This is a genomic window from Ruegeria jejuensis, assembly GCF_041537905.1.
GTDB lineage: Bacteria > Pseudomonadota > Alphaproteobacteria > Rhodobacterales > Rhodobacteraceae > Ruegeria_C.
The window spans coordinates 1-15,264 of the sequence record NZ_JBGRUO010000025.1 but is presented as its reverse complement, the minus strand read 5'-3'; the positions used below and the strand labels follow the sequence as shown (position 1 = coordinate 15,264).

The 15,264-nt window shown below is 60.4% G+C and carries 13 protein-coding genes and 1 tRNA gene; 2 read left to right on the top strand and 12 right to left on the bottom strand.

Annotation, left to right across the window (positions count from 1 at the left end; genetic code table 11):
• Positions 1-4 precede the first annotated feature (4 nt).
• The gene (locus AB1E34_RS21930; RefSeq protein ID WP_372574445.1) at positions 5-1,009 is read right to left on the bottom strand and encodes an ABC transporter permease; all 1,005 of its coding nucleotides are present in this window, start codon (positions 1,007-1,009) and stop codon (positions 5-7) included.
• Positions 1,010-1,126: 117 nt separating this feature from the next.
• On the bottom strand, positions 1,127-3,163 hold the full coding sequence (locus AB1E34_RS21925) for an ABC transporter substrate-binding protein (RefSeq protein WP_372574444.1): 2,037 nt from the start codon (positions 3,161-3,163) through the stop codon (positions 1,127-1,129).
• 721 nt (positions 3,164-3,884) lie between these two features.
• Between AB1E34_RS21925 and pbfA the strand changes: the two genes are divergently transcribed.
• Complete coding sequence (gene pbfA, locus AB1E34_RS21920; RefSeq protein WP_372574443.1) at positions 3,885-5,261, top strand: (R)-1-hydroxy-2-aminoethylphosphonate ammonia-lyase; 1,377 nt, start codon at positions 3,885-3,887, stop codon at positions 5,259-5,261.
• Between the two features lie 55 nt (positions 5,262-5,316).
• On the opposite strand, the gene AB1E34_RS21915 is transcribed toward pbfA, so the two are convergent.
• The 10 genes from AB1E34_RS21915 to AB1E34_RS21870 all read right to left on the bottom strand — a co-directional run bounded on the left by AB1E34_RS21915 (position 5,317) and on the right by AB1E34_RS21870 (position 14,290).
• Complete coding sequence (locus AB1E34_RS21915) at positions 5,317-6,471, bottom strand: ABC transporter substrate-binding protein (protein ID WP_372574442.1); 1,155 nt, start codon at positions 6,469-6,471, stop codon at positions 5,317-5,319.
• Between the two features lie 21 nt (positions 6,472-6,492).
• On the bottom strand, positions 6,493-8,379 hold the full coding sequence (locus AB1E34_RS21910; protein WP_372574441.1) for an AMP-dependent synthetase/ligase: 1,887 nt from the start codon (positions 8,377-8,379) through the stop codon (positions 6,493-6,495).
• A 5-nt stretch (positions 8,380-8,384) separates the two neighbouring features.
• Positions 8,385-9,158 (bottom strand): ABC transporter ATP-binding protein, encoded by a 774-nt coding sequence (locus AB1E34_RS21905; RefSeq protein ID WP_372574440.1) that lies wholly within the window; start codon positions 9,156-9,158, stop codon positions 8,385-8,387.
• Positions 9,155-9,919, bottom strand: coding sequence for an ABC transporter ATP-binding protein (locus AB1E34_RS21900; protein WP_372574439.1), 765 nt, complete (start codon positions 9,917-9,919; stop codon positions 9,155-9,157). The genes AB1E34_RS21905 and AB1E34_RS21900 overlap by 4 nt, the downstream gene beginning before the upstream one ends.
• On the bottom strand, positions 9,916-11,013 hold the full coding sequence (locus AB1E34_RS21895) for a branched-chain amino acid ABC transporter permease (RefSeq protein ID WP_372574438.1): 1,098 nt from the start codon (positions 11,011-11,013) through the stop codon (positions 9,916-9,918). Before AB1E34_RS21895 ends, AB1E34_RS21900 begins: the two co-directional genes overlap by 4 nt.
• Positions 11,014-11,018: 5 nt before the next feature.
• Positions 11,019-11,894, bottom strand: coding sequence for a branched-chain amino acid ABC transporter permease (locus AB1E34_RS21890; RefSeq protein ID WP_372574437.1), 876 nt, complete (start codon positions 11,892-11,894; stop codon positions 11,019-11,021).
• A gap of 46 nt (positions 11,895-11,940) precedes the next feature.
• Entirely contained in the window at positions 11,941-12,972 is a 1,032-nt protein-coding gene (locus tag AB1E34_RS21885; RefSeq protein ID WP_372574436.1) for an alcohol dehydrogenase catalytic domain-containing protein, read from the bottom strand.
• A gap of 130 nt (positions 12,973-13,102) precedes the next feature.
• Positions 13,103-13,600 (bottom strand): hypothetical protein, encoded by a 498-nt coding sequence (locus AB1E34_RS21880; protein ID WP_372574435.1) that lies wholly within the window; start codon positions 13,598-13,600, stop codon positions 13,103-13,105.
• A gap of 198 nt (positions 13,601-13,798) precedes the next feature.
• Positions 13,799-13,873 (bottom strand) — tRNA-Asn (locus AB1E34_RS21875).
• A gap of 123 nt (positions 13,874-13,996) precedes the next feature.
• Positions 13,997-14,290 (bottom strand): hypothetical protein, encoded by a 294-nt coding sequence (locus tag AB1E34_RS21870; protein ID WP_372574434.1) that lies wholly within the window; start codon positions 14,288-14,290, stop codon positions 13,997-13,999.
• A 175-nt stretch (positions 14,291-14,465) separates the two neighbouring features.
• On the opposite strand from AB1E34_RS21870, the gene AB1E34_RS21865 reads away from it, so the two are divergent.
• Complete coding sequence (locus AB1E34_RS21865; protein ID WP_372574433.1) at positions 14,466-15,095, top strand: DMT family transporter; 630 nt, start codon at positions 14,466-14,468, stop codon at positions 15,093-15,095.
• Positions 15,096-15,264: the final 169 nt, after the last annotated feature.

The window sequence follows — 15,264 nt, the reverse complement described above, 5'->3', positions numbered from 1 at the left end:
TCGCTCACCGGATGATGCTCTTGCGGACGCGCGGGTCGAGTACCGCGAGCAGCACGTCTGTTGCGAAATTCAGCGTGACAATCGAGGCGGTCAGCATGAAGATGATGGCGCCCGCAAGCTGCTGGTCGTTGGACCGGGCCAGTGCCTCGATCAGCAACGACCCGGCTTCGGTCAGCGTCAGGATCAGCGCCACGATGGGTAATTCATTGAAGATGCGGTTCAGATCGAAGCCCAGCGAGTTGATGATCGGCCCCAGCGCGTGCCGTGCCGGGTATCGCCACAGCAGTTTGCGACCATGCACCCCGCGCGCCGAGGCGGCGGTAACATAAAGCTTGCCGATCTCATCCGACATCAGCGCGCGCACCGTCTGCAGCGCAAAGGCCGTGGCCGACCAGCCCAGAATGAAGATCGGCAGCCAGGCATGACCCAGCATGTCGACGAACTTCGCCCAGCTCCACGGTGCGTCGCGATACTGGTCGGAAAACAGACCCGTCAACGTATCGCCGAAATAGACCGTCGAGATCAGCATGATGATCAGCGCCAGCAGAAAATTCGGCATCGCCAGACCCAGATAGCTGACAAAGCGCAGCACATTGTTCAGCACTGCATTCTGCGAGGCGGCGGCGATGATGCCGACAGGCAGGGCGATCGCATAGGCAAGTACCAGTGAGGCCAGACAGATCGACAGGCTCAGCCAGAACTTGTCGCCCAGAAGCTGCGATATATTGAGCCGCAGGATGCAGCTATCGCCGAAATCGCCGCGAAAGGCGTTGAATAGCCAGCTTGTCCAGCGTTCCAGAAACGGGCGATCCAGACCCAGCCGGACGCGCTCGGCTTCGATATCGGCGACCGAGATGCCCGAGCCTTGGGTGTTCTTGAAGGCCAGGTACCGCTCGGCGCAATCGCCGGGCACCAGTTCCATCAGCGAGAACACGACCAGCGACACGATCACCAGTGTCACCAGCGCCATCGCTGCACGGGTGGCCACGAACCGCATAAAGCCCAGCATACCTATTCCCTGTCCTTGCGCCCGTTTGTCCGCGTTACAGGCGGGTGGGCGTCTCTTGTTCGGTTTGGGTCTTGCGGCGGGCGTATTCCGCCCACCGCTGTTTCATAGCTGACCGTCTTACTCGTCCAGCCACCATTGCGGGGCGAGATACGGGTAGGTCCGGTAGTATTCGTAGGACTGTGTCTTGAATTCAGGCACGTTTTTCAGCGCATTGCGATGATAAATGAGGTTTTGAGCCTGAACTGTCCCGATAAAGGGCAAATTTTCAGCCATTGACTTGGCGAGCCGCGCGCCGATCTCGGCCTGTTCTGGCGAACCGGGAACTGCGCCCTGGAAGGCGTCCACATCTGCGGCCATATCCTTGACCCATTGCGGCGGCTCAACACCCGAGGCGCCGTCGCTGTCGACCCATTCGGCCCAGAGCATCGCGGTGCGGTGACCGAAATAGTTCTCGAAAGGCGGCACGAAGAGTTCGTTATTGCCTAGAACGATGGCAACCGGCTGGCCTTTTTCCCACATTCCTACATCCAGTTGGTTGGAGGATTGCGCCGAGCGGTATTCGTCCGGCGTGACCTCTTTCACTGTGGTCTGAATGCCCACATCGGCCCAGTTCTGGCCGACAAGCTGTACCACTTCGCCGCCAATACCTTGGGTGGCGAACTGCATGTTCAGCACCAGCTTGTCGCCATTGGGCAATTCGCGGAACCCGTCGCCATCGGTATCGACCATGCCGATCTCGTCCAGCAGCGCATTCGCCATATCCGGGTCATACTGGATCATGTGTTTTGTCAATTCGGGATCGACAAAGTCAGGCGTCGGCGAGAAGCCGATATACTGTTTCGGCTCGCCCTGACCAAAGAACGACACCTCGTTCAACTCGTCGCGGTTGATGGCCACCGACATCGCCTGACGGAACCTCAGATCGCCGAACACCTCGCGCTTGGCGGGGTCTTCGGAGGTCATGTTGAAGGAAAACGCCGGCATCGCGATGGTCGGCTTGAGCTGAACTGAATAGTTATTCTTTTCCGCATTCTCCAGCAGCAGCGGGGCGGCGGCCAGGGTTAGGGATTGCGATTTGTAGTCCGCCTCACCATTGACAAGCTTGAGGATGCGCACCTCGTTGTCATTGGCAAACAGCTCATCCTGCGCCGAGATATAGGGCAGTTGCTGGCCGGTCGTGTCCACCATGTGGAAATAGGGGTTGGCGACCAGGTAACGGCCCTCGGTCGTGTCGGTGACGTAGATATGGCTTTCCAGCGTTGGATGGGTTGCCTTGGGCAGGTTCGCGACTTTGTCGGGGTTCGATAGCATCGGGCTGGGCGTGTCCGTCCAGTCGGAATTGCCGTAATAGGCCTTGATCGCGTCATAGCCGTTCTCGAAGCCCAGCGCCTGCGCGTTGGCATCGGCGTTTTCGTCGATATCGGGGTGGAACTGACCCATGAAATGCTTGGGCTGGAAGCCCTGCGCAAACGAGATCGCAAAGTGGTTGACCAGACCCGGCTTGGGTGAGGGCAGGTTGAAGACCACGGTGGTCTCATCCGGCGTGTCCACCGTCATCCGCTCGCCACCGACCAGAACATAGTCCTTGGGCTTTTCGATCACATTGGGATCAAGCGCCAGGTTGTCATACCAGAATTTCACATCCGCCGAGGTGAAAGGCGCGCCGTCGGACCATTTATGTCCTTCGCGCAGGTGAAATGTCAGCTGAGTATAATCGTCATTCCATTCCCAGCTTTTAGCGATATTGGGCACGATGGTCTGTAGATCATCGGCATAGCGGACCAGATTCACGTGGCGGGTGGACAGGAAATCCGAAGTGCCGGCCTCGGTCGCGTTGGACAGCGCGTCCAGCTCGCCGCCATACTTGCCGACGCTTTCATATGGCACGATCACCAGCGGCTCTTTTGGCAGCCGATCCGCCAGAGGCGGCAGTTCGCCATTGCCCTGAATGCGGGCGTTCAGCGCCTCGATCTCGGGATTGGCCGAAAACTCCATAGTGCAACCAGCGGCGGCTTCGAACTCGCTCAGCTCGTATTGCTGCGGAAACGCACCCGGCGCGACACCCTGCATGTCGGCCACGGTGATGCCCGCACAGTTTGCGTAGGCGGCAGCGGGCAGCAGGATCGCTGCGCCCGAAAGTAGCAACTTCTTCATGTTATCTCCTGTTGTTGGACGTTGTTTGTCTTGTTCTTAGTTTGCACTGTGCCCTGTGGTTGGTCTGGTTTTCCCAAGGCAACCAGCGTGGGGTTGGACCCGACCGCGGAATGGGCGGACCAGCGGCGATCTGCAGATTCGTTGTCGTGACTGAACAAAACACCCCCCAGCAGCTCCGTTCGTTTCAAAGGACGCCGCGTTGCGTTCACCCGCGCGTTCCGAGACTCCCCATTCTTTTTCACGGCTGTACGACAGTTTTGTGTCAGTGCCACCGATGTCGAAAAGCTTAGCGCTTGCGACGCAATTCGCGCAACGTCTTCCGGGAGGGCAGGTTTTTCCCTTCGTTTGCGCGGGTCTGCGATGGGTCTGGCCATTGGCGGGCGCATTGGTTCCTTCACGGATAGCGACATTTCGAGAAAATTCGCTCGCCTGAGTCGGAGCAAGTGATATGAGGAGGATTGTGGATTTATGTTGGGGAATGACCGAATAAAATCAGATCTGGGGCTTTTGCTCGGGCAATATGCCAAATTGTCAACCAGTTGATTCGCATCTGCAGACAGTGCGGGCATGAGGCGGACATCGGTCCGACTTATCACCTGATAGCATATATAGATTTTACATAGTGCTAGTCGCCCGCCATCCTGCACCAACAGCCAGCTTTCAATCGGCGGGTGGGGCATCCGCCGACAGCCAGGCACGCCCTATCAGCGGAGACCAGATCATGAGTGTCCAACGCCACACCGAAGGCGAGTCCAATATCTCGGCGGCGGGGCGGGAGTGGCGCGCGCGCGTTGCGGATGGCCCTGGCGTGGCTCTGCTGAAACGGGATAGCGATGCCTTCCTGCATCAATCGCTATCGACCCCCTGCCTGTCCACCATCGCAAAGGCCGAGGGCATCTGGATCGAGGATCTGGCAGGTCGCCGCTATATGGATTTCCATGGCAATTCGGTTCATCACATAGGCTATGGCCATCCCCGCCTGATCGCCGCGATCAAGGCGCAGTTGGATGCGCTGCCCTTTGCGCCGCGCCGCTTCACCAACGAGGTCTCGGTCGAACTGGCCGAGACGCTGGGCCGCATCGCGCCGGGCGCGCTGTCGCGGGTATTGTTCACCACCGGCGGGTCTGACGCCAACGAGGTCGCGCTGCGTCTGGCGCGTGCGGCCACCGGTCGGTTCAAGACGATCAGCTTCTGGGATGCGTTCCACGGCGCGGGTTTTGGCGCCTCAAGCGTCGGTGGCGAGGCTACGTTCCGCAGCCATGTGGCCGGTCCGCTGCTGCCGGGGGCCGAACATGTCGCGCCCTTCAACTGTTATCATTGCGCTTATGGGCATCCGGGGCCCGAGGCCTGCGCGCTTGCCTGCGCCCGCATGGTCGAGTTCGCGTTGCAGCGCGAGGGCGATGTCGCCGCTGTCATCGCCGAGCCGATGCGCGCGGTGCCCGTGGTGCCGCCGCCGGGCTACTGGCAAGCGGTGCAGGCGGCCTGCCATCGCCACGGGGCGCTGCTGATCATGGATGAGATTCCCACCGGGCTGGGCAAGACGGGGCAGTTCTTCGCCTTCGAGCACGACGGGATCACCCCCGATATCGTCACGCTGGGCAAGGCTCTGGGTGGGGGCGTGTTGCCGATTGCGGCGGTGCTGGCGCGGGATGATCTGAACGTGGCGGGGGAGTTCGCCATCGGGCATTACACCCACGAAAAGAACCCGGTCACCGCCCGCGCCGCGCTGACCACGTTGCAGATCATCGAGGAGGAAGGTCTGGTCGCGCGCGCCGCGCAGTTGGGCGCCCGCGCGCTGGATCGCTTGCGCGAGACGCTGATCGATTGTCCCATCGTAGGGGATATCCGGGGCAGGGGCCTGATGTTCGGGGTCGAGATCGTGTCCGATCGCGCGGCGCGGCAGGCGGCCCCCGAACTGGCCGAGCGGATTTTCTATGCCTGCCTGGATCAGGGGCTGTCCTTCAAGATCAGCGCCGGAAACGTCCTGACCCTGTCGCCGCCGCTGACCATTGAGGCGGCGGAGCTGGATCGCGCCCTTGCGATCCTTGAAAACACGATCACGGCATGCGCGCCTGAGCGGAGCGATCGCCCCGATTGACCCACAAGGCCATTAGGCCATTAGAATGGCCTTGCTGGCCGCACCGTAGCTGCGGTTACTCCTCGTGAACCTTCTTCCACGCGCCGCCCTCGACCACCGAGACATAAACCGTGTTGGTTCCCTGATGGTCCTCGGCGCTATAGTCGAGATGGTTGCCAACCAGATCATCGGTATAATCCAGGCTTTCCATTGCGGCGATGAATCCTTCCTGCGTCAGATCCGGTCCGGCGGCCTCAAGCGCGCGGACCATCATGTCGGCGGCGGAATAGCCCAGCATCGAAAACCCCACCGGGTCCTCGCCATAAGCGGCCTTGTATTCCTCGATGAAGGCTTTTGGCGCAGGCTCATCGGCGCGCGCCCAGAGGTCCTGCCAGCTTGCCGCCACATGGAACCCGTCGGTCACGCCACCCGGAACTGCTGCCACCACGGTCAGGAAGCTGGCCGAGGTGCCGAGGAAGTCCATGTCGTCCAGCCCCATCTTCTTGGCGGTGCCGACAACGGTGATCACCTGCCGTACCCCCAGCGCAAGCGAGACGATGTCGCAGCCTTCTTCCTTGAGCTTGCTGAGGGAGCCCACGAAATCGGTCTCGTCGGGCTTATGCGTCGTTTCCGCCACAAATTCGATCCCGGCCTCTTCGGCACCCGCGATGGTGCCCTCCAGGATTTCCTTGCCGAAATCGGTGGGCAGATACATGCTGCAGACCTTGGTGCCGCCATCCTTTTCCGCCAGATATTTCACGCCCACCCGCGCCTGATCGAAATAGGTCGAGAAAGACACGAACTTGTTGTCTACGGGCTCCTGCAGCATCTGCCGCGCGGCCGAAAGCGGGGCCACGTTCGGGATGCCCTTTGGATCGAGCAGCTTGAAGCCCGCTAGATTCATTGGTGTGCCGAGGCTTTGCAGCATGGCAAAAACCTTGTCGCGATTGAGCAGCTTGTTATAGCCCTGCATCGCGCGGGGCATCTGATAGCCATTGTCTTCGACCACATAGCGAATGGTCCGGCCATGCACGCCGCCCTCGGCATTGACCTTGTCGAAAAAGAGATTGGCGCCCTTGGTGGCCGGAACCCCAACGGCGGCAAAAATGCCGCTCAGGTCGTTGACGGCACCGATGACAATCTCGGTATCGCTGACGCCCTGGGTGTCGGCCCATGCGCCGCTGGCAAAAGCAAGCGCGCTGGCGGCGAAGCCTCCGATAATGCGTTTCATGTTGTCCTCCCTGATATGTCCTTAATCGTACATCTCTTCGATCAGCGCGCCATGGTTCTTTTCCATGTGGCCGCGTTTGAGCTTCATGGTGGCGGTCAGTTCCTCATCCTCGGCGGTCAGCAGTACGTCGATGATGCGGAAATCCTTGATCTGCTCGGCACGGGCGAAATCACCGTTGGCGGTGTTCACCTCACCTTCGATCAGCGCGCGCACTTCTGCTGCAGCGCAAAGCGAGGTGAAGTCCGAGAACGGCACTTTCTGTTCCTGCGCGTATTTCTCGACATTGTCCTGATCGATCATGATCAGCGCGGTCAGGTGTTTACGTGCATCCCCGATCACCACCGCGTCCGAAATGAAATGCGAAAATTTCAGACGGCTCTCAATCTCGGCGGGGGCGATGTTCTTGCCGCCTGCGGTGATCAGGATGTCCTTCATCCGGCCGGTGATCGTTACGTAGCCATCTTCGTCGATCCGGCCCAGATCGCCGGTGCGCAGCCAGCCATCATCGGTGAAGGTTTCGGCAGTTTTCTCGTTGTTGCGCCAATAGCCTTTGAAGATGTTCAACCCGCGTGTCTCGATCTCGCCCGCGTCCGATATCCGGATCTCGGACCCCGGCACCACGCGGCCGATGGTGCCGATGCGGTTGGCTTCTACCGTGTTGACCGTGGCGATACCTGCGGTTTCCGTCATGCCGAAGCCTTCGATCAGAGGCACGCCGATCGCCCAGTACCAGCGCAGCAATTCAGGCGAGATCGGGGCCGCGCCGGACCCGCCGCGCCGCAAGCGGTCAAAGCCCAGCATCCGCCGCAGATTGCGCAGAACCAGAAAGTCCCAAAGCCTGTAGCGTAAGGCCAAGCCCGTGGGAACCGGTTTGTTTTCAAGCAGGTATTCGGCACGCTTCATCCCCGCGGACAGTGCGGCGGCAAAGGCCGCGCGACCCAGCGGTGTGGCCTCGTTGACAAGGATGGTGACCTGGCTGTGGATTTTCTCCCAGACCCGCGGCACGGCGGTGAAGGTCGCGGGCGAGACCTCTTGCAGGTTGGTGAACACGGTTTCGGGGCTTTCGGCGAAATTGACCGTGCATTTGGTTGCGAGCGGGTAATAGATCGACACATCACGCTCAAGGATATGACAAAGCGGCAGGAAACAGAGTTGCTCGTCATCTTCGTGGCCGGACAGCCCGTGCAGACCGGCGGTGATCGTCGCCATGATATTCTCATGGCTCAGCATCGCGCCCTTGGGCGGGCCGGTGGTGCCGGACGTGTAGATCAGCAGGGCGGTATCGCCGGGTTCGGCCAGGGCGATCTCTGCCTCGAAGATGCCGGGCTGTTCGGCCTCGGCCTGCTGCCCGATTTCATAAAGCGCGTCGATCATCAGACATTTGGGGTGGTCCAGATCGTGCAGCCCTTCCTCTTCGAGGATGATGACGTTCAGCAGATCGGGAACCTCACCCTGGATATGCAGGAACTTGTCGAGTTGCTCTTCGTTTTCGACGATCAGAAAGCGGCTGTCGCTGTCGCGCAGCAGGTAAGATAGTTGTTTTTCGGAATCGGTGGTGTAGACGCCCGAGGCAATGCCGCCCACGCATTGAATGCCCAGATCGAACCAGGCCCACTCCTTGCGGTCCTCGCTGAGGATCGAGACGACCTCGCCCCGTTTCAGCCCGAGTTTGCGCAAGGCAAGCCCGATCCATTTGGCATGGGTCCAGTAGTCGGCCCAGCTATAGGATTTCCAGATGCCCATATCTTTTTCGCGATGGGCGGTGCGGGGACCAAGATCGGCGCAACGGCTGGCAAACAGGCTGACAATGGTCAGGTTGCCATCCACCAGCACCGGGCGGTGACCGGGATCGGTGTTGACGCTGATGCCGTTGATCTCGATCTGAGGGGGCAGGGTGCTGGCATCCATTCCGCTCACCTCCACGTCTTGCGCCGCTTCCAACGGCGGTTCGCGCGCGCGCCTTCTTCCTGCACGCCAAGATAGAAGTTCTGGATATCATCCGAGGCGGCGAGCGCCTGCGCGCTGCCGCTCATCACGATGCGGCCGACTTCCATGACATAGCCGTCATCGGCCAGATCCAGCGCGGCGGCGGCGTTCTGCTCGACCAGAACGATGGTCATATCCTGCTCGCGGTTCAGCCGCGCAAGGATGTCGAAGATCTCCTGCACCAGCCGGGGCGAGAGGCCGAGCGAGGGTTCGTCCAGCAGCATCAGGCGCGGTCCGGCCATCAGGCCCCGGCCAATGGCCAGCATCTGCTGTTGCCCGCCCGACAGCGTGCCTGCCTCTGCCTGGCGGCGTTCCGCCAGAATGGGGAAATAGGAGAAGACCAGATCGCGGTCGCGATCGATCTGTGCCTTGTCGTGGCGGGTATAAGCGCCAAGGGTCAGGTTTTCCTCGACCGTGAGCAGGGGAAAGACCTCGCGCCCTTCCGGCACGTGCACGATGCCACGCTCGACGATCTTGTGCGGCTCGCGGCCCTGGATTTCATCGCCCTCGAAGGTGATCGCGCCCTTTTCGGGGTCCATCACGCCCGAGATCGTCTTCATCAGGGTAGTCTTGCCTGCGCCATTGGCCCCCAGAATGGTGACGATCCGGCCTTGGGCGACGTCAATCGACACGCCCCGTATCGCCATGATCGGGCCATAGTAGCTTTCCACATTGCGGACCGAGAGGATTGGCGCGCTCATGAGGCGCGGCCCAAATAGGCCTCGATCACCGCCGGGTGCGCCTGCACCTCGGATGGTGTTCCCAGCGCCAGCCTCGCGCCATCGGCCATGGCCAGCACCCGGTCGGACACGCCCGAGACCAGCCCCATGTCATGTTCCACCATCAGCACAGTGATCCCCATCTGGCGGCGGATATCCTTGATCCACCAGCGCATGTCGCTGGTTTCCTCCACCGAAAGGCCCGAGGCCGGTTCGTCCAGCAACAGCAGGCGCGGGTCGGTGGCCAGCGCGCGGGCCACCTCGACCACCTTGCGCACGCCATAGGGCAGCCCGGCGATCATCTTGTCGCGATAGGGCTGCAGGTCGAGGAAATCGATGATCTCTTCGACTTTCTTTCGGTTCTCGATCTCGGCGCGTCGGACCGAGGGCAGGAAGAACAGCTCCGACAGCATGGTACTGCGGCGGTGGCGGTGCCGCCCAACCAGCAGGTTCTGCAAGACAGTGGCATGTTCGAACAGCTCGATATTCTGGAAGGTCCGCGCGATGCCCAGATTGGCGATATCGCTGGATTTATGCGCCAGAAGATCTTCGTTCTCCAGCCGGATCGACCCGGAGGCCGGATTGTAAAACCGAGATATCAGGTTGAAAACGGTGGATTTCCCTGCGCCGTTGGGGCCGACAATGGCAAAGACCTCGCCCGGTTCGACCGAGAATGACAGGGCATCCACCGCCGTCAGGCCACCAAAGCGCAGCGTGACATTGTCCAGCGTCAACAGGCTCATCGCAGACGCTCCGTCTTGAGGTAGGATTTCTGACGTTTGAACATGTCGCGGCGATAGAAGGGGAACAGCTCGAACCAGGTGCGGATTTTCAGCCAGCGGCCATAGATGCCCATCGGCTCGAACAGTACGAAAAAGATGAGGATCAGGCCGAAAACACCTGTTTCCAAACCCGGAATTGCGACCGTGTTCCCCCCGATGAGCGCGCCGACCCACTCCTTGCTGATCGACAGGAACTGCGGCAGGAAACCAATGACGATGGCCCCCAGAAACGCGCCATGGATCGAGCCGAGCCCGCCGATCACGATCATCATCAGAAGCAGGATCGATATCACGACGCTGAACGTCTCGTTGTTGAACGCGCCTGCGAACAGCCCCATCAGCGCCCCGGCGAGCCCCGTCACCGCGCAGGACAGGAAAAACGACATCGCCTTGGTCCGCGCGATATGCACGCCCATCGCCTGGGCCGAAACCTCGCTGTCGCGCACGGCGATGAAGCTGCGGCCCAGCGGCGCGCGCAGCAGGTTGATATAGCCCAGCGTCACGATCACCACGACCGCGAGCACCAGCCAGTAAAAGGCGCGCGGCGTGCCCCAGCGATCGATCTCGACGCCAAAGACGTTGACCGGCGGGGCGAACTTGCCAGCGACCCCGCCGGTCAGCGGTTCGCTCAGGACGATGATGTCATCCATCAGCACCGATAGCGCCAGCGTGGCGATGGCCAGATAGATGCCATGCATGCGCAGGGCCGGGATGGCGATGATCACGCCCAGAACACCGGTGATCAGCCCGGCCAGCGGAAAGGCCAGCAGAAAGGGCAGGCCCTGTTCCAGCAGGATGATATTGGCGTAACAGCCCAGCGCCAGAAACGCGGCATGGCCCAGGCTGGCCTGACCGGTATGACCCGTCAGCAGCATCAGCCCCATGCCTGCGATGGCCCAGATCAGCACATTGGTCAGCTCGCCCAGATAGAAATCGTCCAGCAGCAGCGGTGCTGCCAGCGCGAAAGCCAACAGGATCAGATAGAGCGAGAGCTGATAGCCATCCTTCCAGGGGCGGATATCCTGCAGATAGTTGGTTTTGAATACAATCCGCATGGGCGTCAGACCTTCTTGAGGCGGATTTGCGAGAACAGCCCGTGTGGCCGCACGATCAGCACCAGCAGCACCAGCGCGTAAGGCGCGATCTGACTGTAGCCTGCAGCGATATAGCGGCTGGCAAAGGGCTCGATCACGCCCACGATCAACCCGCCCGCCAACGCGCCGGGCAGGCTGCCGAAGCCGCCGATCACCGCCGCCGCAAAGGCCTTGATCCCGAGCAGGCCGGAATTGGGATCAACCGCGCCCTTGGCGGCAAAAAGGATACCCGCCACGCAGGCGACCATGCCCGCCAGCCCCCAGATCAGCCCCTGCACCCGTTTGACCGGGATGCCCATATAGTAGGCCGCCAACTGGTTTTGTGAGGCGGCCTGCATCGCCAGACCCAGCTTGGTGCGGGCAAAGAACAGATAGAGTGAAAGCGTCAGCAAAACGGTGACAACGATCACCGCCACATCCTCCAGCCCCAGCACGAGGCCGCCAAGGCGGATATCCTTGCCCGCCAAAGGGTTCTGCAGCGTTTGCGGCTCATGCCCCCATATCAGACCGGCGACAAAGCGGATCACAAAGCCCAGAGCGATGGTCAGGATCACCACCGAGGTCTGGCTTTCCCCGAACATCCGCCGGATCAGCAGCCGGTCGAGCAGAACACCAAACCCCGCCATCAAGCCCAGCGAGATCGGGACCGCCACCCAGAATGGCAGCCCCATATAGTTGGCATTGGTCAACCCGATGGTGACGAAGGCACCCAGCATCATCATGTCGCCCTGGGCGAAATTGACCGCCTCGGTCGCCTTGTAGATCAGAACGAAACCCAACGCGATTAGGCCATAGACACAGCCATTTGCGAGCCCGCTGATCACCAATTGCAGATTGTCCAAGCGCTCCTCCCCAGGCTGCCGTGACGTCTTTCGTTTTGTTCGGCGATCACTCGGAAACGATCATGATCTTGCCTTTAGTGGTCTTCAGCGTCTCGGCAAGCGTGCCGACCAGATCGCGCAGCGGGATCGTCGCCGCGACATCCGTGCTCCAGCGGCCATCGGCGAAGCGGGCCTGAACCTCACCCACCACGCGCATCTGGTCTTCGGGCGGGGTGCTGCTCATCCATTTGCTCAGCCAGAATCCCTCGATCTGCTTGCTCATGAAGATAAACTGACCGGTCTGGGTCAATGCAGGCGGTTCAGTGCTGAGCTTGCCATAGATGATCCAGCGCGCGCCGTTGGGCATGGCGGTAAAGACAGTTTCGCATTGCTGGTCAGCGACGGCATCCAGAAAAACACGCGGCTTCAGTGTCTTGATCACATCGGTCAGCCTGTCGGCGAAATCGGCCTCGCCGGTAACCAGAACCTCCGCAGCCCCGATCTCTTTCAGGAATTCCACCGCATCCGCGCGACGCACAAGCGCGATGGGCGACAGGCCAAGATCGCGACCGAGGGCACACATAAGCTTGCCCAACTGGCTGGTCGCGGCAGAGATGATGAATGCATCGCCCGCCTGTTTCGCGATATCGACCATGGCCATCGCGGTCAGCGGGTTAACGATCTGTGCGGCCCCGTCGAAATCCGAGATATCCGGGCGCAGCGGTATGCACATCATGGCCGGTGTCAGCGCATATTCAGCCCATGCGCCTGAACCAGCGGCGACAAAGGCCACCCGCTGACCGGCCAGGTGTTCAGCCCCGGCACCGGTCGCGACCACGTCGCCGCAGCCTTCGAAACCGGCGGGGCTGCCCTTGATGCGGGGCTGGCCGTATTCGCCCTTGATGAAATGCAAATCCGACGGGTTGACCGATGAGGCGCGCATGCGGATCAGAACCTGACCCGCGTCGGGTTGCGGCACCGGTATCTCTGCGTCCTCCAGCCAGTCCGCCGCATCGTCGATGGCCAGTCCAGTGGCTTCCTGCGCAAACCCATCATGGGTCAGCAGCGCGGCCTGCATCGTGTTTGGAAGTTCGCTCATCCTGTTCTCCTTTAAAGTCACCCGTTCAGGGCGACCGCCGCAGCCTGGTGGCGAGGCGGGGCTGCGGCAGATTGTTGCTTGAAGATCAGGACAACATGCAGTGCCGGGACTGTCAATCAGAGCGCGACATTCACCCGGCAAAGAGCGCCTTTAGCTTGTCCACTCCGGCATCGAATTGCGCCGGCGTGTCGCGGATTTCGCCAAGGATGACAATGACCTGTTCCTTGACCACCTGCGCCAGCGGACTGGCTTCGACCTGACTGACGACCTTGTCGTAGTCGAACCCCGCCTCGCTAAGCAGCCCCTCATCCTGCAATTGCTGGATCAAGGCCTGACCCTGCTCCTGGAGGCTGGCCGCGCCATCGCTCAGGGCCGTGGTGGAGTCGTCGATCGCGTCGGTCACGGCGCCGGTTGTGTCTTCGACCGCTTGCCCGCCCTGTTCCGCCGCTGGCTGGGCCGACTCGGAAACCGCCTCACCCAGGCCGGAGGCCGCATCCTGAACCGCATCGCCCGCGTCTTGCGCAGCGCTATCCAACTGGTCGGTCGCGGTCGGCTCCTGATAGACAACAAAATAGTATACCGCAGCCAGCGCGGCGAGCAGTACGACAACGCTAATCAATCTAGACATGTGGATCACCTTTCAAAACCAAGTGGAGTCGCAAGGCGAGTATCAGCGCAAGATGTCGGGATGACGACAGAGTTTTCAATATGTTGCGGGGTTGGCTGGTTCTTGCGAAACCGGCGGGGGCAGGCAGGCAAGGACATGCCGGTCAGCGCAATAAAAAAGACCCCATGCAACCGCACGAGGTCTTTTTTGGGAAACTTTTGGCTCCGGCGGTAGGGATCGAACCTACGACCAATTGATTAACAGTCAACTGCTCTACCGCTGAGCTACGCCGGAACGGTTCGCGCCATATAGCAATCCCGATTCAGGCCGTCCAGAGGAGAAAACCAAAAAAACTGCGCCCAGCTTGCGCGCAGTGTATCGCTGGTCGGTATGACGGTGCGCATCTGTGGCCCGATGTCAACGAAACGGGACCTGGCCAACGTTGCCATCCTTTCGCTGAATGCCTGCTTCCGTGAGGATTTGACGCATAGGAGTGAATACCGATGCTGCCAGACGCAAAACTCGCTTTCTGTTCGGGAGTGGTGAATATTGGTCGAATGCCCGACCGCAGAAGGCGAACAAATGACGAGTGATGTTGACAGGTCCCGACATAGAAGGCTTGTCGGGATTGCCTGCGTGGTCGGTGCGGTTACCATTTTCTCCCTTCAGGATTTGACCTTCAAGTGGATGAGTGACCGCTACCCGCTTCATCAGATCGTCTTTATTCGTGGCGTGGTCGCGATTGCTGTTGTTCTTGCGATACTCATTCCTTTGGAAGGGAGCTATCGCACTTTGATCAGCAAACGCATTCCGCTACACTTGCTGAGAGGTCTGGCGCTCGTCATCGGCAATATGACCTTCTTTGCCGGGCTGGCGTCGCTCCAGATTGCTGAAGGCGTCGCAATCTTTTTTTACCGCTCCTCTGATCATTACGCTGCTGTCGATCCCGCTGCTCGGCGAACGCGTCGGGCTCTTGCGGTTGCTGGCCGTTTCCTGCGGACTGTTGGGCGCGATCATCGTCATGCGCCCGGGCGGCGAAACCTTTCAGGGCGCAGCGGTCTTGCCGCTGATCGCCGCGTTTGCCTATGCCTCGATGACGATCATGACCCGCAAGCTAGGGACACAAGACAAAGCGTCTGTCATGGCGTTCTATCTGCAAGTGATGTTCATCGTCTCCAGCCTGGCAATCTTCTTTGTCGCAGGGGATGGGCGGTTTGCCGGAAGCGACAACAAGTCCCGAGAGTTTCTATTGCGCGCATGGGTATGGCCGAGCAACTTCGACTTTATGCTCATCGTCATTATCGGCGTCTTGAACGCTTTTGGCGGTTATCTGATCTCGCAGGGCTACCGCCTGTCTGAAGCCAGCGTCGCTGCGCCCTTCGAATACGTGGCCATTCCCCTGGCGGTCATCTGGGGCTTTCTGTTTTGGAGCGACTTGCCGGATGCGATCTCATGGATCGGAATCGTCATGATCCTCAGTGCCGGGCTCTTTGTTGCATGGCGGGAAATCCGCTAGAACCATTGTTCGTTTCAGTGGACTCTTGGGCTCAAGCACTAAATCGCTCCGCGATATGGGCTCTGTTTGGCGTGAGTTGTGCTTACGCGGGATATGTTTCGCGGTTTGTTGAGTTGGGAGTTTCCTGTTGATCGAGGTGATTTTGCCTCGATTGACAGAGGGTTTTCCC